Here is a 25,953-nt window from a genome sequence, read left to right on the forward strand (position 1 = left end):
GGTCGGTGTCCCTCGGGGACCGGGCCTTCGGGGCCGGGTCTTCGGGGTCGAGCCTTCGGGGTCGAGCCTTCGGGGCCGGAGCTCGCGAGAGGCCGCCTGTGGTGGTGGGTCGGCTGCCGCTGGGGGGTGGCCGGCCCACCTCCTGCTGTTTTCGGCGGTTCACCAGAATGTCATTCGTTTCTGAGTGTCGCTAACGAGTACCGTCGTGAGATGGAGACCGAGACGGCACGTGAGGCCGAACTCGCGTCCGCGCTGCGCCTGTCGGTGATGCGGCTTTCCCGGCGCATGCGCCAGGAGCGGTCGAGCCGGCTCACCCCCACGCAGACCTCCGCGCTTGCCACGCTGGAGCGGCACGGCCCCATGACGCTCGGGGAGATCGCCGCCCACGAGCGCGTCCAGCCGCCGTCGATGACCCGGGTGATCGCGCATCTGGCCGTCACCGGGCTCGTCGAGCGCCGGCCGCATCCCACCGACGGCCGTCAGGTGATCGCCGAGGTGACCGAGGCGGGTCGAGCCCTGCTCGAGGACGACCGTCGGCGCCGGGACGAATGGCTGACCGATCGGCTGGCCGAGCTCTCACTCGAGGAGATCGCCGCGCTGAACCGCGCCGCACCGATCCTGGACGCGCTTGCCGGCTCGTAGGCTGCCCGCCGATCCGAGCATCGTTCCGACCGCCGTTCAGAGCTCCACCCAACCGCCCTGCTGATGGGAGGTCTGCGCGGCGGCCATCAGGTGGTTCGCGGTGAGCAGGTCGTGGAAGGTGGCGCCGCGGACCAGCCGGGCGTCGTCGAGTTCGGTGGCACGCACCACGTCGTAGGTGGCCTCCATCAGCCCCGGCCGGGAGGTCGGCACGGTCGGCATCATCAGATCCCGGATGCCGCTGCCGTCCTGGCGGCGGACCAGACGGCCCCGGACGACGATGCGTCCGGAGTCGCCGCATACCGTGAGGGTGGCTGTGCCGAGGTTCCCGCCCATCTGCTCGTTGATCAGGACCGTCGCGCCGCTCGCCGCCAGCAGGGCCAGCGTCACCGGTGCGTCCGGGGTGAGCGCCGGGGCGGGCATCGCGGCCGGATCGGCGCAGACCGCGAGGATCTCGCCGCACCAGCGCATCGCCAGATCGATGATCTCGACTCGCCCGGCGGGCCCGTTCGGCGCGCCCACCACGGTCATCTGGGTGAGCCGGCCCAGGGAGGGAACGGTCGCCGCGACGTGGGTGGCAGCCGGCCAGGCCCGCCCGTCGAGCGCGACCACGTGGGCGAGATCACCCTCCTCGGCGAGGTCGGCGACCGCGCGCAGGGCCTCGGCCTCGACGGTCGCCGGCCCGGCCAGGAGCACGTGCAGGCCGATCTCGGCCGCTTGCCGGGCGACGATGTCGGAGGCGGGCGGCGGCATCTCCACGCAGACCGCCTCGATGTCGTCCGAGAGCAAGGTGAGCAGATCGGCGTACGCCCGTCGGACACCCGCCTCGGCGGCCCAGGCCAGGGACTCCAGCGGCTCCGGGGCGAGGAGACCGACGACGTCGACCCCGGCATCGCGCAGCACCTCGGCGGTAGTGCTGTCCGAGCCGTCGGTGACCAGGGCCATCGCGAGGGGCAGGTCCGGCTGCCGCCGACGCACGACGCGCCGCAGCTCCCGCCAGGCCTGAGAAAGGGCGGGATCGCGCGGCGGCACCAGATCGGGGAGCGTCGTCACAGCATTGATAGTGCTCCCCGTCCGGTGGCGAGGGTCGCCGGTCAACCCGATTGTCGCCGAGAACCGATCGGAGGCCGAGCGCTCGCCATCCGAGCCCGGAGCAGGTCCGTGCCGCACTGTTCGTCTCGTCCCAGGGAGACTGTCGTCTCGTCCCAGGGAGAGGGAGCCTGTCGTTCCAGGGAGGTTGAGCTGGCAACCAGACTGTTCGTGGCGGCCGTCCCACCCCCCGAGGTCGCCGAGGCGCTGCTCGCGGCCGTGCGCAGGACGCGCGCCGCGGCGGCGGATCTGCGCTGGACCACGCCGGACCAGTGGCACGTCACGTTCGCCTTCCTCGGGCCGGTGCCGGACGACCGGCGCGCCGAGCTCGGCGTGAGACTGGCGCGGGTGGCACGCCGGCACGGCCCGTTCGCCGTCGAGACGGTCGGCGGCGGACGGTTCGGCGATCGGGTGCTGTGGACCGCGGTGCGGCAGCCACCGCCGGTGACCGCGGACGCATCCGTCGACGGCATTGCCGCGGCCGCCGCCGCGGCCGCCGGTGACGTGGCAGGCTCGCGAGCCAGCCCACGCCTGACGGCGCTGGCGGTCGGGGTCCGGCGGGCCGCCGAGCGTGCCGGGGCGGCCCGCCGGAACACCCGTCCGTTGCGCGCACATCTGACACTCGCCCGGGTGCCGAACGGACGCGGGCGAGCACTGGAACCGCTCGTCGAGCTGTTGCGTGCCGATGTCCCACCGCTGCCCTGGAGCGTCGAGCGGCTCATCCTGATGAGCAGCTCGGGCGGCGGCGAGTCCGGATCATCCCCCACCTACCGGGCGGAGACGGTCTGGGACCTCGTCGGCGGTCAACCGTCGGTCGAGGGATCCGCCGGGCGGTAGCGGTAGCCCACGCGGCGGATGGTCTCGATGCGGTCCCGGTGCTCCGGGCCGAGCTTGCGCCGCAGCCGCGTCACCAGGACATCCACCGTGCGGATGTYGGGAGCCGACTCGTCGTCGACCTGATGGCCCCAGACCGAGCAGAGCAGTGCCTCCCGGCTGTACGCCTGCCCGGGATGGCGGACGAAGAAGTCCAGTACCTCGAACTCCAGGTAGGTCAGCTGCAGGGTCCGGCCGTCAACGGTGGCGAGCCAGGCGGTGCGGTCGACCCACACCCCGCGCTGGGGCGGCGGCGCGATCTCCCACTGGCCGGTCCGGAGGCCGGCGTCGGGCGTGTGCGTGGGCGCCGTCGCKGGCAGGGACGGTCTCGGCAGGGACGGTCTCGGCCGGGACGGTCGTGGAAGGGACGCCGCCGGAACGGACGCCGCACGGGAGGGCGCGGTGTGGGGCGTCCGGTACGGGAGGACGGTCGTCTGCGGGGGCATTGCTGGCCTTTCGGTCAGGTTTCTCTCGGTCACCGAAGATCGGGTGGGCGGCGAGATGCCGTCGACGTGTCAGCGTTCTGGCCGGTGGGTCCGCCGGGTACGCGGCGCGGTGGCGCGAAGATGGTGGCGGTGTCTCTCACCGGCGGCGGCGGGGGAGGGCGGGGCCGATGTTGTTCGGGGGAGGTCGGCATGTGCAGCTACCAGCGATGACGCTGCCCGGTGGGGCTTTCCTGGCGATGCTTGCCGGTTCGCGCGAGACGAGGCAACGTCGGTTGACAGACGGTGGCGTGCCCTGGTGCGGCGTCCGGACCGACTGACGCTTCGTGAAGCGCCGTGCGGGAGGTAGGCGGCTGCCCGTCAGGCCGCCGGACAGGCGGYCGAGGCAACGCGGAGCAGATCAATGTGGCCCCGGGTGACCAGGATCAGCCGCTTCAACACAAGAGCAACGGAAGCACACTGCTCCGGTGGTCGCCAAGCATTGAAAAGTATGACTTATCTCACCTCTTGGTCTTTCGGTGGAATCCGTGGTGCATGACGCCGGCCGTGGAGGTCCCGGGATATCCATCTTCCCGATGGAGAAGCGTGAATATACTCACGGACTGTTCCAGGAACCGCGGCCGGGGACGTCAGGAACAGGAGATGCCGTGGCTCTGCCTGATTTCTTCGTGATCGGTGCTCCCGACGCGGGTACGGAGGTCCTGCACGAGGAACTCGGCCGCCATCGATCCGTCTTCATGTCCGAGATCCCGCAACCGGGGTACTTCCTGGCCGGGCGCATCCTGGAAAGCGGGCTCGACGTCACCACGGCAGGCCGGGCCGGCGTCGTCTGTTCCGTTTGGGACAAAGCCGGCGGGAGTGCCGGTCGTCCGGGCTGTGTGGCTCGCGCCGGGCCGGGCGAGCGATCACCTGTCCGTCGGCGATCCGACTACGAGGCGCTGTTCGACGCGGCTCCGGCGGGTGCGGTGCGCGGCGAGAGCACCCCGTACTATCTCGCCGACTTCACGGCGCTGCGGCATATTCACGAACTGCTTCCCTACGCGAAGCTCATCGTCGTTCTTCGTGATCCGGTGGAGCGGGCCTATGCGAACTGGGTCCGGATGCGGCTGGCCGGTCTTGAGGACCTCGACGATTTCGAACGTGCCGTGGCCGCCGAGGCCGCCCGGACGGCCGCGTGCTGGCCATGGCCGTGGCGCTACCTGGCCCTGGGCAGGTACGGCACGCAGCTGCAGCGGCTGTTCACGCTGTTCCCCCGCGAGCAGGTACTCCTGACGGCGCACCGCGATCTGATCGGGGATCCCGCCGCCGTCATTCGACGGGCCCACGGTTTCCTGGGGGTCAAGCTGGGGGTCAAGCTGGGGGTCGAGCGCCGAGGCCGTCCCGGGCCACCCGGGACGTCCGTGCCGACGCCCCCGTCCGTGCCGGCCTTCCCGGCCCCCCGGCTGGATCCGGCGATCGGGGCCCGGCTGCGGGACGGGTTCCGTTCCGATATCGCCCTGCTGAGCGACGTGACGAGACGCCGGTTCGACGAGTGGCTCGTCGAACCGGCGGACGACTCCTGACTATCATCCCGGCCGCGAGCAGCCCGGCCGCGAGCCGAGAGGGTAGCGTCGAGCGGGATGAGCGTCTCAGCAAGCAGCGATTCCACGGGTGGTGCGCACGCCCCCGAGGTACCGCCCGTCCCGGAGGGCGGCGAGCCCGCCGCGACAACCCGCCCGTCCGCGCCCGAACCGTTGCCCTACGACGGGGTCGCCTCCGTCGCGGTGGGAACCGTGCTGTGGGCCATCGCCGCGCTGGTCATGGCGTTCTTCCTCGACGAGCTGCGGGGCGACGGCCGGCTCTGGTGGTTCGCGACGGCGATCTGCGGCTTCGTCCTCGGGCTCGCCGGCCTGTGGATCGTGATCCGCCGCCGCAACCGGCTGCGGGCGCGGGGAAACCCTGACCACGCGGATCGATAGTCCGGCGACCGGAACCCAGCGGCGCGGCTCAGGTCTCGTCKAGGTCGTCCTCCGCGGCTCGGAAGGCGGCACCGTCGGGGTCGCGCAGCGCCGCGGCCAGCGCATGCCGCCGGTCCCACTGCCCGCCGCGCCAGGCCAGGGCCCGCGCGAGCGCGTCCGAGCCGGCCTCGGCATCCACGTGGATCTCGCCGCCGATCCCGCCGAGTACCCGCCAGGGCACCCGGGTTGGCCTGCCGGCGAGATCCTCGACCAGCAGCGGGTCGTGAACCCGGTACGGTGTGCCGTCCGGTGCCTGCCGGGCCTCGCCGGGGCCCGCCGAGGCGATCTCGCAGGTGCCCGCCTCGGCGGTGAGGCGCACGCCGAGGACGTGGGCCACCTCGGCCGCCCGGTCCAGCGGGAGACGCAGCCCGAAGCGGTCCGCGYCGAGCRGCCCCAGCATGTCCGGTGCGTCCACCACGACGACGTCGGCGCAGGCCCGGACGCCGTCCGGGGTGCGGACGGTCAGCGGCGGGTCGAACCGCCCGTCGTGGGCGGAACCGTCCGGCGCCGTCAGGACCCGGGCCACCGCGTCGACCGCGGCGATGTACAGCGTGCGAGCCGCGGGCCACGGCACGTCCCGGTCAACGTCGCCCAGCCGGTCGAGCAGGTCCATCACCGCGCCCAGGTCGCCGAGGACGTCCTCCAGCGTCAGCCGGCAGCCGAGGTGGCGCAGGAACTCGTCGTCGACCCCCGGGAGCGGTGCCGCCGGCGCGAACAGCCCGGTGAGCAGGGGGTCCGCGTCGGGTAGGACGAGCTCGCCCGGAGGCAGAACCCTGCTGTCCCGGTGCGCCGGGTGTTCCGCGGAGCGCTCCGCCGGGTGTTCCGCGGAGCGGGGCACCCGGCCGTCGCCACCGACGGGCAGCACCGCGTGCCGCGCCAGCCACCAGCGCGTATAGGACGGCTCGGGGGCGAACACGATGTCCCGCAACGGTGGTCGGGCGAGCTCGGCGAGCGCCTCGGGCCAGGCGGTCCGGTCGACGAGTTCGAGGTCGCGTACCGCCGCGAACACCCCGATCATGGCGGGTGCCGGTGGCCCGCCGGGAGGCGGCCGACGCAGGTTCGCCGAGCCGCCCGGCGCGCCGTGGTCGTCCGCCGCGACGTCGTCAACCCAGATGTCGCTGTCGTCGAGGTCAAGCAGGATCTGCTCGTCGGGATCCAACGGCAGGTCGTGGGCGTGCAACACCCCGAAGGTGCGCAGCACACCGACCTTCGCCAGTACCTCGGCGGGCCAGGCCCGCGCGACCTCGGCGCTCAGGGTGCCGAAGGGCGCGTCCTCGGCGAGCACCCGATCCAGGGGGCCTCCCTGGATCAGCAGCTCGCCGGCCGGGGTGAAGTCACCGTCGCCGTCCGGCAGCAGCAGCTCGTCGAGCCAGCTCAGGTCGGCCGCGGACTCCTCGCCCGCGTCCCGGACCAGCGCCAGCACCGCGTTCGCCAGGGCGGTGAGATCATCGGGATCGTCCTCCGGATCGGCGTCCAGGACCGCCTCGCGTACCGCCGCATCCCTTAGGACACCCGCTGGAGTGCCCTCAAGCGCGCCGAGGGTGCGCAGGGCATCCCGCGCCGCGTCCTGGGCGCAGGCGTCGGGATGCACGACCCGCAGCGGCAGCCCCGATCGGGCCAGCGCGACGATGTCGAGGTCGGCGGTGGGCAGCAGGGTCCCACGCGGACCGGTGACCATCCGCGTCCGCAAGGCGYTGGACCCGGCTGCCCCGCGCGGCTCGGTGTCCTCCCAGGGCGCGGGAACCTCCGTGACCGGTACCGGAAGCGCGCCGAGCGCATCCCGGTCCGGCGCCCCGACCAGGAGCGGATAGAGACGTCCCCACCAGTGTGGCGGGCGGGGCACCCCGGAGAGCAGCTCGACTAGGGCGGCGCTGTCCACCCGTCGAACGCCCAGGGCGGAGAGTGCGGTACGCCACCGGCGGGCCGCATAGGCCGCCGGGAGCAGGCCGGGAACCTGCCCATCGACCTTCGCCGCGACGGTGTCGTCGCTATCCGGACCCGCCCCGTCCGTGCCGGCGATCTCGGCCGGGTCGGCCTCGGTCCAGGCCTCGGCCGGGTCGGCTCCGCAGGAGCGCAGCAGCTCGGTGACCGCATCGGTCGCGGGGCCGAGATCGCAGACGGAACAGTCCCGGCCACGCAGACCGGCGGGCAGCATCGCCGCGTCCGGGAGAAGTCGGGTCAGCACGTCCCGTAGCCTGCCGTCGACTTCGCCCACCGGCAGCCCCGTCGGCACGAGGGCCAGCGCGGCCAGCGGGTCGCCGGGTGTCTCGGCTGGGTCCCTGCCGGCGTCTGGGTTCCTGCCGGCGTCTGGGTTCCTGCCGGCGTCTGGGTTCCTGCCGGCGCCCAGGTATTCGGCCAGCGCCACGGTGGCCGCGCTCAGCTGATCGGTGAGCCAGTCTCGTAACGGACCCGATACCGTGTGTCGACGCGAGGGATCCAGTGGCAGCTCGACGCTCGCCAGGATCGGCAGCGAGATCGGTTCGTCCGTCGGCTGAGGTGCCCGCACGACCCGGGCGACGCCCTCGGGCCATCCGCCGTCGCGGACCATGACCCGGGCGGTGAAGCGGTTCCGGCCGCGCTCCTCTACCGGGCGGTCGGCCAGCAGGTTGGCCGGGATCACGCCGCTACGGGCGATGCCGCGCCAGCGCTCGCCGTCGAGATCGGCGATCTCCACGCGGGTCGCCGTCACGCCCGGCGCGGGCTGGGATGAGCCGCCCCCGCGGATCCATCGACAGGTGATCGTCCGAACGGCTCCGTCGACGTCAACCACGATCTCGCTGGGACCGCCGAGGACGAGCGGCAGGGTCGGATCGAGCCCGGCCAGCAGATCCCGGGCCGCCGTGGCCGCCGCGACGTCCCGCAGCGGGAGGCGGATCACGGTGTCGTACCCGTCCGGCGGTGCGGGCGGCGCGGGAAGATCGAATGGCAGCCGGAGGATGGGTACCGCCCCGTCGCGCCGGGCCAGTTCTTCGGTCAGGCCCGGCGCCGGCGTCGTGGTGCCGGCGCAGCCCACCCCCGCGGCCGTCACGGCCTTGATCACCCTGCTCTTCGACCAGGTGACTCCGGACGCCCCCCCGCCCGGGCGGGACCGGGAGACGATCGAGGGATCGTCGCTCACCGCGAGCACTGCGGCGAACCCGGCGCCGAACCGCCCTACCGACGTGGTGTCCCGTTTCGCCGAGGCACGCAGGGTCGACAGCGCCTCCACCCCCGCCGGGCTCAGCGGTGCCCCCGTGTTGGCGATCTCCAGCAGGCCCCCGGGACCGGCGCCGGTCTTCGAAGCATCCGGAGCATCCGACTCCGAAGCGGAGGTGCGCAGCCGCAGGTACACCCGGGCCGGGACGCCGGCCTCACGCGCGGCGTCGACCGCGTTCTGCACAAGTTCGACGACGAGGCGGTCGCGGTAGGCGCCGAGAGCCGCGTCCTCCTCGGCATTGGCGTCTTCCCGGAAGCGGGCCGGGGAGGCGGCCCAGGCGTCAAGAACCCGCTGCCGGATCGCGGCGGTTGCGTACTCGTCGGCGGGAGCGCGCGGGATCGTCACTGGCACCCGTCCATACTCGTCTTCCTGCCCGGCAGGGCGGGGGATCGGGTCCGGCACACCGGCGCGCGCGGACAGCCGGATATAACCGCGTACCGGTTTGTACCGGTTTGTACTAGATGTTATCGGGTGGTGCCTGGTGGTATCTGGCAGGTAGGCTATCCGGCCGGGACGCGGCGCCGGGCAGGATGGAGGGGTGCCACCCCGCGGACGCCGCCAGGATCCCAGGGCGACCGGTACCGAGCTGGCCGCGACGTTGGCGGACCAGTGGCAGCGGATCGTCGATGCGGTGAGTGTCCTGCCCGACGGGGCCCTCGGGGTGCCGAGTCCGCTGCCCGGCTGGACGGTCGGCGACCTCGTCCTGCACGTCTCCCGCTCCGCGTCCGCGCTCACCGAGGCCCTGGCCCCCGCGGTCCCGGCGTCCCGGCGCACGACGGATCTCGTCACGGCGAGGGATCTCGTCACCGCGAGCGGCTACCTGACGGGCGCCGGAACCCGGACGGAGGCCGTCGCGGACACCGCCCGCTCGCTGGCGGCGAACCGTGGGCCGGCCGAGATCAGAGGCCGGCTGGCCGGCGAGGTGTCGGCCGCGGTGGCCGCCATGGCCGCGGTGACTCAGGAAGCGGTGGTCCCGACGCCGGGCGGCCCAATGCGACTGGCGGAGTTCCTGCGCACCCGAGCGGTCGAGGCGGTGGTGCACGGCCTCGATCTAGGCGTCACGCCGGTCCGGGATGCGCTCAGGGCGGCGACGAAGGTGTTCGCGGAGATGTTCGCCGAGCGGGCACCCGGACGCTCGGTGGAACTGCGGGTGCCGCCGTTCACAGCCGTGCAGATCGTCGAGGGTCCACGCCATACCCGGGGCACACCGCCGAATGTCGTCGAGGCCGAACCCGTCGCCTTCGTCCTGCTGTGCGCGGGCCGCCTGCCGTGGGCCGAGGCGGTGGCCGACGGCCGGGTCGCGGCCAGCGGCGAGCGCGCCGACCTCAGTTCCTACCTGCCCCTCCTGTAGATGCGGGTTGGCTGGTCCGGATGATCTACCAGGGACGATCTGGTCCGTCCGGGCATGCGCGCACAACGGCCGATGCGCGTCCTCACTGCTAGCGTGGTGGAAGGTAGCTGCCGGGGTGAGGCGGTGGTCGGAGTGGTCGGCGCGTCTCGGCACGTCTCGGCACGTCAGCGGACGAGCCCGGCACCTCTGTGGTCCCGCATGGTCCCGCGCGAGATCGTCCGCATTCTTCGGTGTCCCTGACCTGTCGAGGAGTCCTGGTGCCAGACGTCGCACCCCGCTTCGGCGCCACCCCCGGATGGGAATCAGACCTCTCCGACGAGCCGGGGCCGCGTGACGCCTGCGGTGTGTTCGGGGTGTGGGCGCCCGGTGAGGACGTGGCGAACCTGGCCTACTACGGTCTGTACGCGCTGCAGCACCGCGGGCAGGAGGCTGCCGGCATCGCGGTCGGGGACGGTCGGACCGTGGTGGTCTTCAAGGAACTGGGGCTTGTCGCTCAGGTCTTCGACGAGGTCACCCTGTCCAGCCTGAGCGGCCATGTGGCGGTCGGTCACACCCGGTACTCGACGACGGGCTCCTCCACCTGGGAGAACGCCCAGCCGTCGTACCGCACCGCCCGCTTCGGCGGCCCCATCGCGCTCGGRCACAACGGCAACCTCACCAACATCGTCGAGCTCGCGCGGACGCTCGGCGCGGAGCGGGACCGCCTGCGGGCGACCACCGACTCGGACCTCATCACCGCCATGCTCGCCGACCATCCCGGCCCGACCCTCGTCGACGCGGCGATGGACGTGCTGCCCCGCCTGACCGGGGCCTTCTCGCTGGTCTTCTCGGACGCCTCGACGCTGTATGCCGCCCGGGACGCGCACGGGATCCACCCGCTCGTGCTCGGCCGGCTCGACGGCCATCCCGACGGCGCGTGGATCATCGCCAGCGAGACGGCCGCCCTCGACATCGTCGGCGCCACCCTCGTACGGGAGATCGTTCCMGGCGAGCTGGTCGTCATCGACGCCGAGGGGGTGCGTTCGCGCACGTTCGCCCGGCCCGATCCGCACGGCTGCCTGTTCGAGTACGTCTATCTCGCCCGCCCGGACACGTCGATCGCCGGACGTTCCGTGCACGCCACCCGGGTCGATGTTGGCCGGCAGCTGGCCCGCGAGGCGCCGGTGGAGGCCGACCTGGTCATCCCCGTGCCGCAGTCCGGGGTACCCGCCGCGGTCGGCTACGCGGAGGAGTCGGGTATCCCGTTCGGTGAGGGCCTGGTCAAGAACTCCTACGTCGGGCGCACCTTCATCCAGCCCTCGCAGACGATTCGGCAGCGCGGGATCCGGCTCAAGCTGAACCCCCTGCGGGATGTGATCGAGGGGCGTCGCCTCGTCGTGGTGGACGACTCGATCGTCCGCGGCAACACGCAGCGCGCGCTGGTGCGCATGCTGCGGGAGGCCGGCGCCGCCGAGGTCCACATCCGGATCTCCTCGCCGCCGGTACGGTGGCCCTGCTTCTACGGCATCGACTTCGCGACCCGCGCCGAGCTGATCGCCAGTGAGGCGGGCATCGAGGAGATCAGAGCCTCTCTCGGGGCCGACTCGCTGGCCTACGTCTCGTTGGAGGGCCTCGTCGAGGCCTCCCGCCAACCGGCCGGCACGCTCTGCCGGGCCTGCTTCGACGGCGTGTACCCGGTTCCGCTGAACGATTCCGACAAGCTCGGCAAGCATCGGCTGGAGGCGACGGGCGGCGCGGAGACCACCGAGGACATGATCGCCGAGGCGTTGCGGCGCGGCGTGACGCTGGGCATGAACGGTGCCGATCCCTCCCCGGACAACCACGACGCCGAGCCTGAGCCCGAGCCCGATCTTGAGTCCGAGCCCGAGCCGGCCGGGGTGAGGCCCGCATGAGCGGTGGATTGAACTCGTACCGGGCGGCCGGGGTCAACGTGGCCGCGGGCGAGCGTGCCGTCGAGCTGATGCGCGGTCACGTCGCGCGCGCGATCCGGCCCGAGGTCGTCGGTTCGCTCGGCGGATTCGCCGGCCTGTTCGCGCTGGATACGGCGCGGTACCGTCGGCCGCTGCTCGCCTCGTCGACCGACGGTGTGGGCACCAAGATTGCCGTTGCCCGGGCCCTGGACACGCACGACACCGTGGGCATTGATCTGGTCGCCATGGTTGTCGACGACCTCGTGGTGTGCGGCGCGGAGCCGCTGTTCCTGCTCGACTACATCGCGTGCGGCTCCCTGGTCCCCGCGCGCGTGGCCGAGATCGTCTCCGGCATCGCAACCGGCTGCGAGCAGGCGGGGGCGGCGCTGGTCGGCGGGGAGACCGCCGAGCACCCCGGGCTCATGGGTAGCGACGACTACGACCTGGCCGCGACGGGGGTCGGGGTCGTGGAGGCCGACGACGTGCTCGGGCCGGAGCGAGTCCGGCCCGGGGACGTGGTGGTCGCGATGGCATCATCYGGCATCCACTCCAACGGCTTCTCGCTCGTACGGCATATCTTGTTCGGTCCTGTCGATTCTGGCCAGCCCGGTGGGATTCCCGAGACCGCGCGGGAGGATCTGGAGGCATACGTCCCGTCCCTGGGGGGCACGCTGGGCACGTCCCTGCTGGTTCCGACCCGCATCTATGCTCGGGACTGCCTGGCGCTGGCCGCGGCTGTCGAGGTGCACACCTTCGCCCACATCACCGGCGGCGGTCTCGCGGCGAACCTCGCCCGGGTCATCCCGCYGGGCCTGCTGGCCACGGTGGACCGGGCGTCGTGGTCAGTGCCCCCGATCTTCGGTCTGCTCGCCGAGCGCGGCGAGGTGACCCAGGCGGACATGGAAGCCACCTTCAACCAGGGAGTCGGCATGGTGGCGGTCTTGCCGGCCACCGCGGTCGCCGACGCTCTCGCGCTGCTCGCCGCGCGGGACGTGCCGGCCTGGGTGGCAGGGGAGGTCGGCACGGCGGACGCTCCGGAGCCAGCCGGCGTGGCCAGGGCCCGGCTCGCCGGCCGGCATCCACGCTGAGGCGGCCCGTCCGGGACAGCACGTCCGGGACAGCACGTCCGGGACAGCACGTCCGGGCAGGGCAGCCCCTCCGGGCAGGTTGGGCAACCTGTCCGGGCAGCCTGGGCTGATCAGGAGTGAACTGGCGAAGAAGCATGCAGCGCGGCCAACATCACGGCAGCACGTTATGGCGGTGGGAGCCCGGGCCTGAGCCCGGACGACCACCGTCGGCGACGACCACCGCGGTGAGCCTGCCGCGGTGAGCGACTACCGAAGCGACGCTGTCAGCGGGAGGAACGTCGATCGTCCTCGTCGTCTGCGTAGGCGTCGTATCCGTAGTCGTCATCTACGTACGAGTCGTCGTTGTTGTTCTCGCGCGTCGAGCCCGCGCCCAGATCCGCCTTCAATCGGTCGAGATCCATAGTGGGCGAGTTGTACTTGAGCTCGCGGGCGACTTTCGTCTGCTTGGCCTTAGCTCGGCCGCGCCCCATGGCTCGACCCCCTCGAACATGACGACGGGGACCCGCCCCGGTGCTCTCACTGTCTCGTGCTTCCCGAGACTACAGGGACCGGAGGCTTCTCGGCACGCCAACCCGACAGTTGCCTGTCCCCGGACAAGGTGTCCGCGATCGGAAACGGTGTATGAACCCGCTTGTCCGGTGGGTTCGATCGGGGATATCCGCTCGTCCCCGCCGTCGGCGGCCCGTTTGACGGGGCCTGGATGTGATCACCGTCACCTGTTCCCATTGACGTTCAGGCCTCCGCCGGGCGGGTGATCGTGCCTCGCCTCACGGTGTGCCTCGCCTCACGGTGTGCCTCGCCTCACGGTGTGCCTCGCCTCACGGTGCGTCTCACCCCATCCGCGGTCGGCGTCAGGGCAGCAGGATCCCCCGCAGGCGTCCCACGTCGGTCATGCGGCGTTCGGCGAGCCGCTCCGCGGCCTCGGTCGGGGTCACCTCCTCGGCCTCGGCGAGGCGGAACACCTCCGAGGTGGTGTCGAAGATCTGCGCGGCCCTGGCCCGGGCCCGCTCCGGCGAGTAGCCCTCGATCTCGTCCGCGACCTGGATCAGGCCGCCGGCGTTGACCACGAAGTCGGGGGCGTACAGGACTCCGGCGTCGGCGAGCTGCCGCCCGACCTCGGGCTGCGCGAGCTGGTTGTTGGCGCCGCCGCAGACGACGCCGGCTCGCAGCCGGCGGACGGTCTCCGCGCTCAGCGCTCCGCCCAGCGCGCAGGGGGCGTACACGTCGATGTCGAGGTCGAGCAGATCGTCCGGGTCCGGCACGGTCTCGGCCGCCGGGAACTCCACCCGCAGCCGGGCCAGGGCCACCGGGTCCACGTCGCCCGCGACCACCGAGGCGCCGCTGTCGAGGAGATGCCCGACGAGCCGCCGCCCGACCTTGCCGACTCCCGAGACCGCGACGCGGCGCCCCGCCAGGCTCGGCGTTCCCCACCGGTGCCGGGCGGCGGYGCGCATGCCCTCGAAGACCCCGTAGGCGGTCAGCACGCCGGAGTCGCCCGAACCGCCGTGCGCCGGTGACCGTCCGGTTACCCACCGGGTTTCCCGGGCGATGACGTCCATGTCCGCCACATAGGTACCGACGTCGCAAGCGGTGATGTATCGGCCGCCCAGTGATGCGACATGGCGGCCGAAGGCGCGCAGCAGTGGCTCCGACTTCGCGACGGCCGGATCACCGATGATGACGGCCTTGCCGCCGCCGAGGTCCAGCCCGGCGCAGGCGGCCTTGTAGGCCATCGCCCGGGACAGGGCGAGGGCGTCCGCCAACGCGACTTCCTCGTCGGCGTAGGGGTGGAAGCGGGTACCGCCCAGCGACGGCCCCAGCGCCGTCGAGTAGATGGCGATGATCGCGTGAAGACCCGAGGGACGGTCCGAGCACAACAGCACCTGCTCATGGTCACAAACGGCGCTGAACAGGGACGACATGGCGCACCTCTCTCCTCGGGGCCTTCTGGGGGCCTTCTGGGGGCCTCCGTGGGGCCCGTGGCCCCCACCGCCCTGATCCCGCGCGCCGGGCCAACCACCCCGCGCCGCGCCCAGGGCCCGCAGATCGTGTCCTGGCGAACCCTACGGCGCCGGTAGGCCGGACGGCTTGTGTGTGGACGTGCCAGGATCGAGGCATGCCAGGATCCAGGGCATCCGCGTGGGTGTCGTCGGTCGGATCGCGCGCGGTAAGTGGGTCCTGAGGTGCCCGTCGTCTCCCCCGCGGCGTATCTGCGGGTGTACGAACCGCTCGCTGCCTTTCCCGCGGCCGAACGTGGCCGCTGGCAGCGTTACGCCGCCGCGGGGCCGCCTTCGCGCCGGGCCGGGACCCGCCGGGAGCGGGTCCTGGCGCTGGTCGCGACCGTCCATCCCACCCTTGACGTCGCCGACGAGTCGGCCTTCGTCCAGTGGATCGACGGTCTGATGTTCGTCTGTCCGTGGTCGACCCAGCTGCGGGTGTGGCAGGCGGCGCTCGAGTTCCGCGGYCTGATGCCCGACCGCGTCGCGGAGGCGTTCCTGCCACGGCGGATCATCGAGYCGGCCGAGGTCGAGCTGGACCGGTGGAAGGCCCGCCGCCCCGCGCTCAAGGTCCACGTGCAGACCTGTACCTGGATGGTGCCACCGCCGTGGTTCCTGCTCTTCGACCCGGCCGAACGGTCCCTGGTCACGGGGGACACTGCCGAGCGGTCCATGATCTACCGCACCACGATGAGCCTCGCCAGACGGCGGGCGGGCCGGGYGGTGGAGGCGGTGGAGGCGCTGCGGGCGAGCTCTCCGGACGCCCCAGGAGTCGAGGGCGTCGGCGAGCTGGCCCGTTGGCTGGGGTCCTTCCATCCGCAGAGCAGGGTCGAACTGGACTACGACGGGCTAGTTGACCTGCTGGACGATGACATGCTTCGGCGCGACAACTCTGTAGAGGACATCGTCGAGGCTGTCAGTGCGTTACGCCGTGGGCGAACAGACCTAGCGGTCGAAGCCTACGAACGAGTCCTGATGAGGTGGAGGCCCTTGCAGGCACGGGAATCCGCGAGCTGATCGGCGCATTCTGTTAACTGAGAGTTGCCGCCCGCGTCGGACGAGCTGTGACTAGTCAGTAGATGGTCCTGACGTGCCATGTCCGAAATGCCCCCGAAGGATGCACGATCTGTATGGGACGGAGCGACGCTCTGTGACGGGAGRCCAACGCAATGACGACACGAACGCCAGACGCTGAGCCGCTGCTGACGCCCGCCGAGGTTGCCACGATGTTTCGGGTAGACCCGAAGACCGTGACCCGGTGGGCGAAGGCCGGAAAGCTGACGTCGATTCGGACTCTGGGCGGTCACCGCCGGTACCGAGAGGCGGAGGTGCGTGCCCTGTTGAAGGGAGTTCCGAGCATCGGRAGTGACATCTAGGTTCGCGCCAACCTGGCGCGTTGCACGAGCCCCCTCCTCTCCTCGGGTGCGGGCCGCACGGCTGACAGTGCGAGGGTGTCGGTCGTGAGTCCCGCGGAATAGGGCCGAAGGTCTCGAGAGCGGTTGATCGTCCCGTATCGGACGACGGCCGGAGGCTGCGGTATCACCATCGGGCCGCTGATGGAGGGGTAGATAGATCCAGGCGTCGGGTCGTCCGGCATGTGGGTGAGCCCATGCGTCGGGATCCTGTCCCGCCGACGTCCCGCGTCAAGGACCACCTCCGCACCGGGAGGGCGCTGGGTGGACCTGCTGGGGAACCGGCGGACGGCCGTTACGGCTGTCCGCCGGTCTCGTCGCGCTGGGCCAAGGCACTGGACGGACGGCCGAGGCCCTGGACAGCCGAGAGGCTGGACAGAGATCGCTGGACAGAGATCCGAGCTGCCCGGAGGTTGATCATCGTTGGACCGCCGCCTGGCGCCGTAACCCGCCCGGCACCGTGACGTCGGGCGGCGCCGATAACCAGGGCTGGGGGCGGGAGTCGACTGTGCCCGGTTTCCGGCCCAGTACCAGCGCGTTCCGGTTCACGAACAGCTTCGCTCCGCAACCGTTGTTGGCCGTTTCGGCGCCATGGTCGACTCGGCGGCTGGGCCTCGGCGACGCCAGCCGGGGCCTGTGCGGCGGGATGATCTACGCTGTGCGTGATCTGTTCGAGGCCGGAATCGGGCCGCCGCCTGACGTCGTGGCGCCGGCAGTCGGTTCCCCGCTGTACGCGTACCTCGTCCGCCGCCTGCTGGAGAGCTTCGACATCCCGCGGGGGGTGGCCCGCTACTACCGGCTCATGCAGGGCGCCGATGCCGACGTCAACCGGGGGATCCGGGTCCGGCCGGGAGTCGCGCGGACGAGCCTGGCGGATGAGTGGCCACGGATCCGGCTCGATCTGGACGAGGGGTTGCTGTCCCCGATCGGGATCATCACGGTGCGCTCCCCCGATCCGCGGCTGCTCGGCCTGAACCATCAGGTGCTCGCCTACGCCTACGTCCAGGCCGGAACGTCGATCACGCTCCGTGTCTATGATCCGAACACTCCCGGGGACCGGGCCGACGAGGTCACGCTGAGTTTCGATCTCGCCGGGCCGGCGCGGATCGAGCACTCGATCGCGATCGGGGGGCGGCCGGTCCGAGCCTTCTTCCGTTCCCGCTACCGATGGGTCGACCCGCGCCGCGCCATCGCGCCCGCGGCAGGCCGCCCCGCGGGGCAGGAGGCGCCGGGCCGTTCACGCCTGGAGAAGGGCCGGTGACGCGGCAGCCGGGCAGCCGGGTGGCCGGGTGGCCGGGCAGTCGTTGGGCAGCCGGGTGGTTGGCCGGCCAGGGGAGCGTTCCCACGGGGATGCCGAGCGGTCGGGATCGGCCCGGGAAGGGTTTGTCGTCCGACCGGGCCATCCCCTATGCTTGCGGTGTTTCAGACGATCGACGTCGCGGTTGGGCGGATGCGCAGCCTCGCTGAGGGTCGTCGCCGCGCCCCCATCGTCTAGCGGCCCAGGACGTCGCCCTTTCAAGGCGGTAGCACGGGTTCGAATCCCGTTGGGGGCACCAGAGGGTAGCCGATCGGCCACTAAATGCTAACATCTAGAGCGCCGGTCAGGTAGTCAGGCTGCTTGCTGATCGTTTCTTTGGCGGGCGATGACGTGGAGGTTGTGGACGACGGCGGTGCGGCGGAGGTAGAACAGGTTCTTGCGCTGCCCGTGGTAGCGGGCGCGGCGGCCCTGCCAGTGGCCGACGTGGGCGAGGGTGTGCTCGACCGCGGTGCGTTCCCGCAGGCGGGCGCGGCCGGCCGGGGTCGCCTGGCGTTCACGGAGTTCGGCGAGCAGAGTCTCGTCGGGATGGATGCTCACGCTGCGCCCGCGGGTGCTGGTGGTGCACTGTTCCCGCAGGGGACAGGCCGCGCAGGTCGCTGCTGGGAAACGGACGGTGCGGCCCGGGGTGAAGGGCATGACCACCCCGGCCGGGCAGGTGAGCTGGCCGTGGTCGAAGTTCAGGGTGAAAGCGGTCTCGTCATACCGGCCGGTGGTGTTGCGGACTCGCCACGCCTTACAGAACACCTGCAGGTTCTCGTCGCGGTCGCGGACCAGAGTGGAGGGCAGGTAGGCCCGGTCGATGTGCAGCTCGGTCAGGTTTTTCGCTACCCCGCGGCGCAGCCGGGCCACACCGGCCGGGGTGGTCTCGACGTCCTGGTCACGGACCTGGCGGGCCACCGCGACAGCCGCCCCGACCGGGGCGGGCTGGGCAGCGATGAAGGTCTCCACCGCCTCCAGGGCGGCCAGCACCACCGCCAGAGCGTGGTCCCGCTCGCCGGGGTCGTCCCAGTCGGCGTCCAACGCGGCTTTCAGGCTGGATCCGGCCAGCACCGGGGCCCCAGCCCGGCGGGCCAGGACGGCGGTTCCTTCGTCCAGCCCCCACCCCTGCCCGGCCGCGATCACACCCAGAGCCTTGCGCAGGGCGTGTCCCATGTTCGGGGTGTCCTCGACCCGGYCGGCGCCCCACAACGGACTGGAGTCCAACGCCGCCCGTAACGCCCGCGGCCCGAACCCCCCGCTCACCATGGCGATCTCGATGGTGCGTGCGATCAGCCGCCGATCCCACCCAGCGTTGATCAGCCGGGTACGGAATCCCACCAGGGTGCCCTTGGCAAACGGGGGACGGTCGGTGTCCAGGCAGTCCAGCACCAGCTGCCAGCGCCGGTCCATCACCGTCGCCTCGATCACCTCGTCGTCGGAGATACCCGTGTAGGCCTGCAGGATCAGCGCCAACGCCAGCTGCGCCGGCGGCACCGGCGGCTGGCCCTTCGGACTGTCGCGGTAGACCTCGGCCAGCTCGGTCTGGAACGCCTYGTCGAACAGCTCATGCCGATACCGGCGCAGGAACACGAACAGCTTCGCCCGCCGCACCAGCCTGATCACTGTTTGTTCCGCAGCCGAGGGCTCCACCGGTGGACGCCACACCCCAGGACGCATCAGGCAGCACCTTCCGATCAGAGGCTGGCACCCGGCACCCACCCACCGGTGCTGCCTACCACAGATCACACACGGCTACTTGACCGGCGCACTAGCCGCCCGTCCGTCCCGAGCCCACTGAAATCCGCCGCGGAGCGTGCGCGCCGACCGCGGCTCGATTACCTGGGCGGTAATCGACCATCCCGGCGACTGTGGCACACGCTGTACGTGGCACAGCACCCTGCGGCCTGTGCCACGCACGATCACGTTGAGGAGGCTGATGTCAATGACCACGAGCCAACCCTCGGTCCGTGCCGGGGCCGAGGTCAGGACGGACGGGGCCACCTGGCTACAGCGTTTCCTCGCCCTCGACGCCGTCGTCACCACGGTGAACGGAATCGCCTATCTGGTGGCGTCGGGGCCGTTGGGGCGGCTGTTCGACGTCAGCGGCGATCTGMTGCTCGCTCTGGGCGCTTTCCTGCTCCTCTACGGCCTGGCTGTCGGTTGGCTCGCCAGCAGGCCGCGGCCATCGGTACTGGCCGTCAACGCGGTGATCGAGGCCAATCTCGCCTGGGCGGTGCTCAGCATCGTCGCGTTGTTGTTCTGGTTCGACGATCCCAGCATCGCCGGGCAGGTCTGGATTCCGCTGCAGGCGGCGACGGTCGGCGGTCTCGCCGTGCTGCAGTTCGCCGCCCTGCGTCGCAGTCGGGTGTGACTCCGAACACCATCCAGCACGATTTTGAAAGGGTACTGAGTTGACTTCGTACAACGACGCTGTCCAGCGGTACTTCGCCGCCTGGAACGCCGCCACTCCCGAGGACTTGAAGGACGCGGTCGCCGCCGCGTTCACAGAAGAAGGCACCTACACCGACCCGCTGGCCGACGTCAGCGGGCACGACGGCATCGCCGCCGCGATCAGCGGAGCGCACGAGCAGTTCCCCGGTTTCGAGTTCAGGCTCGCCGGCTCCCCTGACGGGCACCACAACATCGCTCGTTTCTCCTGGGAACTGGTCTCGAAGGCCGATGGCTCGGCTCCGGCGGCCGGCTTTGATGTGATCACTCTCGCCGAGGACGGACGAATCAGCTCGGTGAGCGGCTTCCTGGACCGGCTTCCGGGAGCCTGACCCCGGAGGTCCGGGCACGGCCCGGTGGAGACGTGCCGACCGGACATCCGTGCCACGGATGCCCGGCCGGCACGCACTTTCGCCTGGGTCTTTCTCCGGGCCTGGGGGCTCATACCACGGGTGCGCCTTTCATGGCGACCTGAAGCGCCTGTGCCGTCTCCGGATCGGCTGGCAGGAAAGTCTCTACCGCCAGTTCGGAGACGGTCACGTCCATAGGCGTGTTGAACGTGGTGACCGTCGAGATGAGAGACAGGATCGTTTCGCCTGCCTGGATCTGCAGTGGCAGCGCGAGCGGGTAATGCTCCGCGCCGAGGGAGGCGTGCGCCTGGCCGTCTCCGTCCGAACCAGGCGCCGGGTACGCCGAGACCTCGTTGAACAATTCCTTGAGTTCACTCGATGGCCGTAGCGTGACCTGTCGGTCGATACGCTCCAGCAGGTGTGCGCGCCACTCGGAAAGGTTACGGATCCGGGGAGCTAGCCCTTCCGGGTGAAGGGTGATCCTTATGGCATTCATCGGCGGTTCGAGCAGGAATTTTGGAAGGTCCCCGAGCAGTGCCTGGACACCGCGGTTGGCGGTCAGGATGTCGTACCTGCCATCCATGATCAACGCGGGATTGGGCTCGTAGGCGGCCAGCAGCCGCTCCAGCCCCGTCCGGAGCACGTACATCTGCGGGTCCTGGAGGCTAGAGTTTCGCAGTTTTCTTGATCGTCTCGCGGTGGTTAGCGAGGCGAGTTGATTTAACCTATTGATGGGACGAGTTGTGTCCGGGTGTGGCACGGCTGCGGCGTGCCGGTAGAGGAAGCAGGCTTCCCGACGGGCTGATGGCGGGAGCATCGACGCTTCCTAAACCAGCTCGAATGAGTGGACGCCGATGCTCCCGGATGTCACTGTACCGTTTTCCCTGGCCGTTCTCCTGGCTGATTTCCGACCGTGCTTCACCGTGCCGACCTTCCGGGTTTTCCGCGCCCTGGTGGYCGGGATGCTCGCGGCCACGGGCCGGCGCACGGTGTGCGGGATGCTCGTCGGCGCCGGGCTGTCGCGGGTGTGGCCGCACGACCGGGTGCACCGGTTCTTCTCCGCCGCGGTCTGGTCCGCCGACGAGCTCGGGGTGACCCTGGCCCGGCTGGCGGTGCGCCTTCTGATCCCCGCCGGGGCACCGGTGACCGTGGCGGTCGACGACACGCTGTTCCACCGCAGAGGCACCAAGGTCTGGGCCGCGAGCTGGTTCCACGACGGCTCGGCCGTCGACACCCGCCAGATCGGCTACGGCAACAACTGGGTCCTCGCCGGAATCATCGTCACCCTACCCTGCCTCGACCGGCAGATCTGCCTGCCGGTGATGGCCCGACTGGTCCGCAAGGACACCACATCGGCCTCCCGGCTGTGGCTGGCCGCCCGCATGGTCGAGAAACTGGCCACCGCACTGCCCGGACATACGATCCACGCCGTCGCCGACGCCGCCTACGCCGGCGACGAGCTACGCACCCTACCCGCCCCGGTGACCTGGACCACCCGACTACGCAAGAACGCCGCCCTCGACGGTGGACTCGCGCAGGAACCTGCGGCGCCAGTACCGGTCGGCGCAGATCAGCCAKGGGTCGGTGACGAAGTCCGCCGATGAGACCCGGAAGGGAGGTTCGATGTTCGCGTCGATCAGCTCGGCGGCGACGTCCTCGCAGACCCGGTCCAACTCGCGGGAGTCGGCTGAGGCTGCCTGACCGAGCCGCGCATTGATCGATGCGACGTCCATGTGCCCCCTCCGTCAGATCTTCTCCGGATATGTACCACACGGCTGCGGGGCGGATCGGTACATACTGCGAACATGCGGGTCGATGTGGTCACCGCGGTACACGCCGAGTACGCGGGTTACCTGCCCGCGGCGTGGGACTCGCTGCACCGGCAGAGCCATCCCCACTGGACGTGGCGGGTTCACCTCGACGGGTCGCCCGACGAGGTCCTCGACGTGCTGACCGCCTGCGGAGCGGCGGACGACGGCCGGGTCCGGATCGCCGCGCACGGCACCCAGGAAGGCCTCGGGGTCGCCCGCAACATCGCCCTCGGCGCGTGCACCGCGCCGCTGGTCCAGAACCTCGACGCCGACGATGAGCTCGAACCCGGCGCGCTCGCCGACCTCAGCGGCGCGCTCGCCGCCCATCCCGCGGCAGGCTACGCGGTCGGCCATGCCCGCGACCTGCACGCTGACGGCACCCTGCGCACCGCGCCGCTGGCAGTGCCCGCCGGGCCGCTGGCCCGCGGTGCGCTGGCCGTCGCGTGGGCGTCCGCCTTACCCGACCGCACCCTGCCACCCGTGCATCCGGCCGGGGTGATGTGGCGCCGAAACCTGCTCCTCGTCGTCGGGGGATGGGCGGCGCTGCGCGGTGTCGAGGACACCGCGACCCTCATTGCCGGCTCCGCCCTCGCCACCGGAATACTGCTCGACGTCCCCACATTGCGCTACCGACGCCACGACGCACAGCGTTCCCGCCAGAACGGCAATTTTTCGGAGGGCAATATTTGCTCATCTGGCGGTGTGCCGCCCTACTCGCCGGCGGACCCCCCTGGGAAGAGCGGTAACCAGCAGGGCCGTGTGGGATGATCGGCTGAATAGCATTCGTGGTCCACGAGCAAAGAGGCTGAGTTCACCAGAGTTCGGTTTTTACCAGAGTTCGGTGAGCGCGGCGAACAGCTGGAGCCGGTGCTGTAGCCAGCCGAGGGTGCGGAAGTCGCCGCCGAGGCTGGCGGGCGGGTTGCTGACCAGGGTGTCCCGACGCAGGAGATCAGCAAAGTCGATGGTGGCGCCCACGGCTCCGGGTACGTTCGCGCGGGCCAGGATCGCGAGCATTTCGCTGGCCATGATGCCGTAGCCGATGCTGGTGGGATGGACGCCGTCGAGCGCGATAAGACCTCCCTGGGTACGACCCCGGGCGTCGGAGAGGAAGAATCGGGTGTMGGGCCGGGGGTGCAGCTCGCGGAGTGCCTGGGGTAGCGGATAGGGGCCGTACCGGTTCCACCAGCTCGGTCGGGTGGTCGGGTCGTCGAGATAGCGGCGGTAGGCGAGCCGGTCCAGCAGGGCGCACRGGTCGAAGACCMGCCAGTCGTCACCGGCCTGYCGGTGCGCCCTGACGTGTTCGATGATGACCTGGTTGTACATGTCGATGGCGCTGTCGATCTGCCGGCACTGCGTCCCGGTGAGGCAGGGGTCGGCGGTGTCGAACTGGTCGTCGCTGATCCAAGCGTAGGTGTAGCGGGCGAAGTATCGCGAGCCTTCCGGCTTGTCGCCGACCCCGCGGGCGAGCGGTGCGACGGTGACGTGGGGGACGGTGACCAGCACGACATGCCGGGCTCCCACCTTTTCGATTTCGGTGACGAGCTGGTCGTACTCCTGCTGGAAGTGGGCGGGGCGCCATACCGTGTAGGCCTTCTTCCCGTTCAGGTCGGCGAAGTTGTCTCCGCTCCAGACCAGCCGCAGCCGCAGAACGCTGGACAGCGCGTTGTTRGCCCCGAGAGCGACCACGAGCGTGCCGACGCCCTCGGCACCGAGCTGCCGCGCCGCCGTCAGCTGGGTGGTACCCGGGTCGCCGGGGCCGGCCAGGGCACGCAGGGCAGCGATCGGCCCGTCGTTCTGGACCAGGAGTCTGCGCGGATTCCAGGACCGGCGGGCGGGGTGCTCGGCCAGCTGTTCCTGGCACCAGCCGACGTTCTTCGAGAGTGCGTCGCGGACATCCCAACCGTAGATTGCGAGATTGTGGTTGAATTCCGCCTGCTCGACGGGGAGCCGGCCCGGGCCGAAGCCCCAGTAGCGTTGCACCCCCCGCGCCTGGGTGTACAGCGCGACTATCAGGCGTAGCGCGTGCGCCGGTAGCGGCCGGCCCTTGGTAATGGTGTCCGCGTGGCGCAGCAACTCCTCCATGTTGAGGGGGAGGCCGGCGCAGCCATCCGGCCCGGGATAGACCGGATAGCGAAACGGCGTCACCCCCATCGCCTCGGCCAGCAGAGCCGGCCACGACCGGTCGGTGTTGCGGACCGCCAGATTCTGGAAGCCATGGGTGAGCGAATCACCGATCGTCACGAGCGGATGGGCGACATCCACGTCGGACTCGATGGTGAACTCTAGGCCGAGGTCGTCCCGAACGGGCTCCGGAGCCTCCACGCTAATCACCAGCTCGTCCGGCGCTGGYACCTCCGGCACGGACATCGCGGCTCTCCTTCCCCCAACCCACGATTTCCCCGACCTATGATTTCCCCCAACCCGCGATGCATGAGTCGCCCCGAGGTCGAGAGCGCCATTGTGCACCCACGCACCTGTCCAGCCCCCCGAGTCCCCAGCCCCCCGAGTCCCCGGAGACCTCTCGACCACCGGGATCGTCGAGTTCGACTCCGTGAACCGGAGGGGGTTGGCCGTGACGACGGGGTGTCCTCCCGATGCGTCGTGTGGGTCAGCTCGGCGCACCCGGCGGCCGCCCGCCGGGCCCGCCGGACGGTGGCTGGCCGCCGGGCGCACCGGCGGGCTGGCCGCTGGACGGGGTGGTCGTGGTGTCGACGCCGACGGCGAGGGAGACCGTGTAGCCGCTGGTGACGTTGCCGGTCACGGTGGCGAGCTGGCGGGCGCCACCGTCGTCCCCGAAGACGTTGTCGCTGTCGAGACTKGCCTGAGACAGGTTCGCGATCGACGCCTTGTAGCCCTGCTGCGCGTAGACTTGGTCGCAGACGTTCTTCGGCAGGGCGACCTGGGACGTGGCGATCGCTTTGGTGGCGTCGGTGATGCTGGCCTGGTCGGGGTAGACCTCGAAGTGGATGTGTGGCCAGCGTCCGCTGTAGCAGGCCGGGAAGATGCTGGTGAAGCGTACCTTCCCGGCCTTGTCGGCGATCTGGACGCCGCGCAGGTAGTTCTGGTCGGTGATGCCGTTGGTGTACATCGAGTAGCGGCCTTCGCGGTCACAGTGCCACACGTAGACGGYCACTCCCGCGAAGGGGACGCCGTCGGCGAGATCGGTGATGGTCAGCTCCAGCGTCATGGGAACGCCCTCGGCGGTGCCGGTCGCTCCGCCGAAGCTGGACCGGATGTCGCTGCGGACCACGCCGCTCTGCTCGAGCACGTCCGGCCCGTTGGAACCGTCRCCCGGGTAGGGGCCAGCCGTCTCCTGGGGGATCTCCCCGGACGCCCCGCTGGTCGAGGCGGATGACGACGTGCTGGGCGACGCGGTGGAGCCGGACGATCCCGAGGCTTCGGMCCCGCCTGTTCCGCAGGCAGTCAGGCCCGCCGTCGCGGCACCGAGGCCGAGAAAGGTCAGCATCCGCCGCCGGCTCAGCAGCGTGCCGAGGTCGAAGCCCAGTCCCTGGTCGACGGCCTCCTCCTCGGGCCGGGGCAGGGGACGCCCCTCGTACGTCGGCCTCCGGCCGTCCCGCTGGTAGTCCGCCATGCGCTCTCCCTGAAATCGACTGATCTTGCGCCTTCACCATGGCGGGACAGTTTTTGCCCGCGCTGTGCGTCCGCTGTGCCTCGGCTGTGCGCGCCAGGTCCCCGTCACGGCGGCGGCGGGAAGACCGGCAGGCACGAGCCGGCCGGCACGAGCCGGCCGGCACGGGCCGGCCGGCACGGATCGGGCCGCATGACGGTACCGGTGGGGCTGAGGCTGACTACGGGATGGTCCACTCGCGCACGGTGACGATGTCCAGCCGTCGTTCCACGACGGCGCCTGCCGGCCAGCCGTTGACGAGCCGGGTCAGCTCGTCGGCCAGCGATTCGGAGCCGACGGCGTGCCACCTCTGCGCGGCTAGGCCTGCCCGTAGCGCCTCGGCGTAGGAGCTCCGGCTCATCTCGGCGATGTCGCGAACCATCGCCGTCGTCGTCGCGTTGGCCCTGGGTGGCCGCGGTCGCGG

Annotated in this window: 24 protein-coding genes and 1 tRNA gene; 15 read left to right on the plus strand and 10 right to left on the minus strand. The window is 71.0% G+C overall.

Annotated features, from left to right (window positions below):
• The first annotated feature begins 210 nt into the window (after nt 1-210).
• Nucleotides 211-642, plus strand: a complete 432-nt coding sequence (locus CcI156_RS12425; RefSeq protein WP_011434562.1) for a MarR family winged helix-turn-helix transcriptional regulator — start codon at nt 211-213, stop codon at nt 640-642.
• A gap of 36 nt (nt 643-678) precedes the next feature.
• Here the strand turns inward: CcI156_RS12425 and CcI156_RS12430 are convergent, their stop codons facing one another.
• Nucleotides 679-1,692 carry a Gfo/Idh/MocA family oxidoreductase gene (locus CcI156_RS12430; RefSeq protein WP_023840617.1) on the minus strand — a complete coding sequence of 338 codons (1,014 nt, stop codon included), beginning with the start codon at nt 1,690-1,692 and terminating at the stop codon, nt 679-681.
• 207 nt (nt 1,693-1,899) lie between these two features.
• Here CcI156_RS12430 and CcI156_RS12435 point away from each other — a divergent pair, with 207 nt between their 5' ends.
• On the plus strand, nt 1,900-2,565 hold the full coding sequence (locus CcI156_RS12435) for a 2'-5' RNA ligase family protein (protein WP_049760797.1): 666 nt from the start codon (nt 1,900-1,902) through the stop codon (nt 2,563-2,565).
• On the opposite strand, the gene CcI156_RS12440 is transcribed toward CcI156_RS12435, so the two are convergent.
• Complete coding sequence (locus CcI156_RS12440; protein WP_076805798.1) at nt 2,532-3,047, minus strand: winged helix-turn-helix domain-containing protein; 516 nt, start codon at nt 3,045-3,047, stop codon at nt 2,532-2,534. The two genes, CcI156_RS12435 and CcI156_RS12440, sit on opposite strands and share 34 nt — an antisense overlap.
• Before the next feature lie 644 nt (nt 3,048-3,691).
• Between CcI156_RS12440 and CcI156_RS12445 the strand changes: the two genes are divergently transcribed.
• Together CcI156_RS12445 and CcI156_RS12450 are read left to right on the plus strand one after the other, a co-directional pair.
• Entirely contained in the window at nt 3,692-4,606 is a 915-nt protein-coding gene (locus CcI156_RS12445) for a sulfotransferase (RefSeq protein ID WP_011434566.1), read from the plus strand.
• A 57-nt stretch (nt 4,607-4,663) separates the two neighbouring features.
• A complete protein-coding gene (locus tag CcI156_RS12450; RefSeq protein ID WP_011434567.1) occupies nt 4,664-5,002 on the plus strand; it encodes a DUF2530 domain-containing protein in 339 nt (112 codons plus the stop codon).
• Between the two features lie 28 nt (nt 5,003-5,030).
• Here CcI156_RS12450 and CcI156_RS12455 read toward each other — a convergent pair whose 3' ends face one another.
• Nucleotides 5,031-8,588, minus strand: coding sequence for a sacsin N-terminal ATP-binding-like domain-containing protein (locus tag CcI156_RS12455; RefSeq protein ID WP_076805799.1), 3,558 nt, complete (start codon nt 8,586-8,588; stop codon nt 5,031-5,033).
• Nucleotides 8,589-8,775: 187 nt separating this feature from the next.
• Between CcI156_RS12455 and CcI156_RS12460 the strand changes: the two genes are divergently transcribed.
• From CcI156_RS12460 to purM, 3 genes are all read left to right on the plus strand, one after another.
• Nucleotides 8,776-9,588 carry a sterol carrier family protein gene (locus CcI156_RS12460; protein WP_011434569.1) on the plus strand — a complete coding sequence of 271 codons (813 nt, stop codon included), beginning with the start codon at nt 8,776-8,778 and terminating at the stop codon, nt 9,586-9,588.
• Between the two features lie 257 nt (nt 9,589-9,845).
• Nucleotides 9,846-11,480, plus strand: a complete 1,635-nt coding sequence (purF, locus tag CcI156_RS12465) for an amidophosphoribosyltransferase (RefSeq protein WP_011434570.1) — start codon at nt 9,846-9,848, stop codon at nt 11,478-11,480.
• Nucleotides 11,477-12,586, plus strand: coding sequence for a phosphoribosylformylglycinamidine cyclo-ligase (gene purM, locus CcI156_RS12470; protein ID WP_076805801.1), 1,110 nt, complete (start codon nt 11,477-11,479; stop codon nt 12,584-12,586). Before purF ends, purM begins: the two co-directional genes overlap by 4 nt.
• 263 nt (nt 12,587-12,849) lie before the next feature.
• On the opposite strand, the gene CcI156_RS12475 is transcribed toward purM, so the two are convergent.
• The gene (locus tag CcI156_RS12475; protein WP_011434572.1) at nt 12,850-13,056 is read right to left on the minus strand and encodes a DUF3073 domain-containing protein; all 207 of its coding nucleotides are present in this window, start codon (nt 13,054-13,056) and stop codon (nt 12,850-12,852) included.
• 381 nt (nt 13,057-13,437) lie between these two features.
• On the minus strand, nt 13,438-14,508 hold the full coding sequence (locus CcI156_RS12480) for a Glu/Leu/Phe/Val dehydrogenase (RefSeq protein WP_076805803.1): 1,071 nt from the start codon (nt 14,506-14,508) through the stop codon (nt 13,438-13,440).
• A 261-nt stretch (nt 14,509-14,769) separates the two neighbouring features.
• On the opposite strand from CcI156_RS12480, the gene CcI156_RS12485 reads away from it, so the two are divergent.
• The 4 genes from CcI156_RS12485 (at nt 14,770) to CcI156_RS12500 (ending at nt 17,551) form a co-directional block, all read left to right on the plus strand.
• On the plus strand, nt 14,770-15,600 hold the full coding sequence (locus CcI156_RS12485; RefSeq protein ID WP_076805808.1) for a hypothetical protein: 831 nt from the start codon (nt 14,770-14,772) through the stop codon (nt 15,598-15,600).
• A 152-nt stretch (nt 15,601-15,752) separates the two neighbouring features.
• Nucleotides 15,753-15,959: a developmental transcriptional regulator BldC gene (gene bldC / locus CcI156_RS12490; RefSeq protein WP_006540950.1), complete on the plus strand. Its 207-nt coding sequence runs from the start codon at nt 15,753-15,755 to the stop codon at nt 15,957-15,959.
• A gap of 544 nt (nt 15,960-16,503) precedes the next feature.
• Nucleotides 16,504-17,256 (plus strand): hypothetical protein, encoded by a 753-nt coding sequence (locus CcI156_RS12495; RefSeq protein WP_011434575.1) that lies wholly within the window; start codon nt 16,504-16,506, stop codon nt 17,254-17,256.
• Nucleotides 17,257-17,475: 219 nt separating this feature from the next.
• Nucleotides 17,476-17,551, plus strand: a tRNA-Glu gene (locus CcI156_RS12500).
• 53 nt (nt 17,552-17,604) lie between these two features.
• Here CcI156_RS12500 and CcI156_RS12505 read toward each other — a convergent pair.
• A complete protein-coding gene (locus tag CcI156_RS12505; protein WP_076805810.1) occupies nt 17,605-18,969 on the minus strand; it encodes an IS5/IS1182 family transposase in 1,365 nt (454 codons plus the stop codon).
• Nucleotides 18,970-19,234: 265 nt separating this feature from the next.
• On the opposite strand from CcI156_RS12505, the gene CcI156_RS12510 reads away from it, so the two are divergent.
• Nucleotides 19,235-19,663, plus strand: a complete 429-nt coding sequence (locus tag CcI156_RS12510) for a hypothetical protein (RefSeq protein ID WP_076805812.1) — start codon at nt 19,235-19,237, stop codon at nt 19,661-19,663.
• A gap of 40 nt (nt 19,664-19,703) precedes the next feature.
• Entirely contained in the window at nt 19,704-20,072 is a 369-nt protein-coding gene (locus tag CcI156_RS12515) for a nuclear transport factor 2 family protein (protein WP_011434578.1), read from the plus strand.
• A 109-nt stretch (nt 20,073-20,181) separates the two neighbouring features.
• Here the strand turns inward: CcI156_RS12515 and CcI156_RS12520 are convergent, their stop codons facing one another.
• Nucleotides 20,182-20,739, minus strand: coding sequence for a hypothetical protein (locus CcI156_RS12520; protein ID WP_023840621.1), 558 nt, complete (start codon nt 20,737-20,739; stop codon nt 20,182-20,184).
• Nucleotides 20,740-21,013: 274 nt separating this feature from the next.
• Here CcI156_RS12520 and CcI156_RS12525 point away from each other — a divergent pair, with 274 nt between their 5' ends.
• Nucleotides 21,014-21,694: a transposase gene (locus CcI156_RS12525; RefSeq protein WP_254847398.1), complete on the plus strand. Its 681-nt coding sequence runs from the start codon at nt 21,014-21,016 to the stop codon at nt 21,692-21,694.
• 201 nt (nt 21,695-21,895) lie between these two features.
• Nucleotides 21,896-22,669: a glycosyltransferase family 2 protein gene (locus CcI156_RS12535; protein ID WP_023840623.1), complete on the plus strand. Its 774-nt coding sequence runs from the start codon at nt 21,896-21,898 to the stop codon at nt 22,667-22,669.
• A 60-nt stretch (nt 22,670-22,729) separates the two neighbouring features.
• Here the strand turns inward: CcI156_RS12535 and CcI156_RS12540 are convergent, their stop codons facing one another.
• The 3 genes from CcI156_RS12540 to CcI156_RS12550 all read right to left on the minus strand — a co-directional run bounded on the left by CcI156_RS12540 (nt 22,730) and on the right by CcI156_RS12550 (nt 25,911).
• On the minus strand, nt 22,730-24,268 hold the full coding sequence (locus CcI156_RS12540; RefSeq protein ID WP_076805814.1) for a hypothetical protein: 1,539 nt from the start codon (nt 24,266-24,268) through the stop codon (nt 22,730-22,732).
• 241 nt (nt 24,269-24,509) lie between these two features.
• The gene (locus tag CcI156_RS12545) at nt 24,510-25,493 is read right to left on the minus strand and encodes an intradiol ring-cleavage dioxygenase (protein ID WP_076805815.1); all 984 of its coding nucleotides are present in this window, start codon (nt 25,491-25,493) and stop codon (nt 24,510-24,512) included.
• Nucleotides 25,494-25,710: 217 nt separating this feature from the next.
• Nucleotides 25,711-25,911, minus strand: a complete 201-nt coding sequence (locus CcI156_RS12550; RefSeq protein ID WP_023840626.1) for a hypothetical protein — start codon at nt 25,909-25,911, stop codon at nt 25,711-25,713.
• Nucleotides 25,912-25,953 lie beyond the last annotated feature (42 nt).

The sequence above is a fragment of the Frankia sp. CcI156 genome (genome assembly GCF_001983015.1).
GTDB classification, from domain to species: domain Bacteria; phylum Actinomycetota; class Actinomycetes; order Frankiales; family Frankiaceae; genus Frankia; species Frankia casuarinae.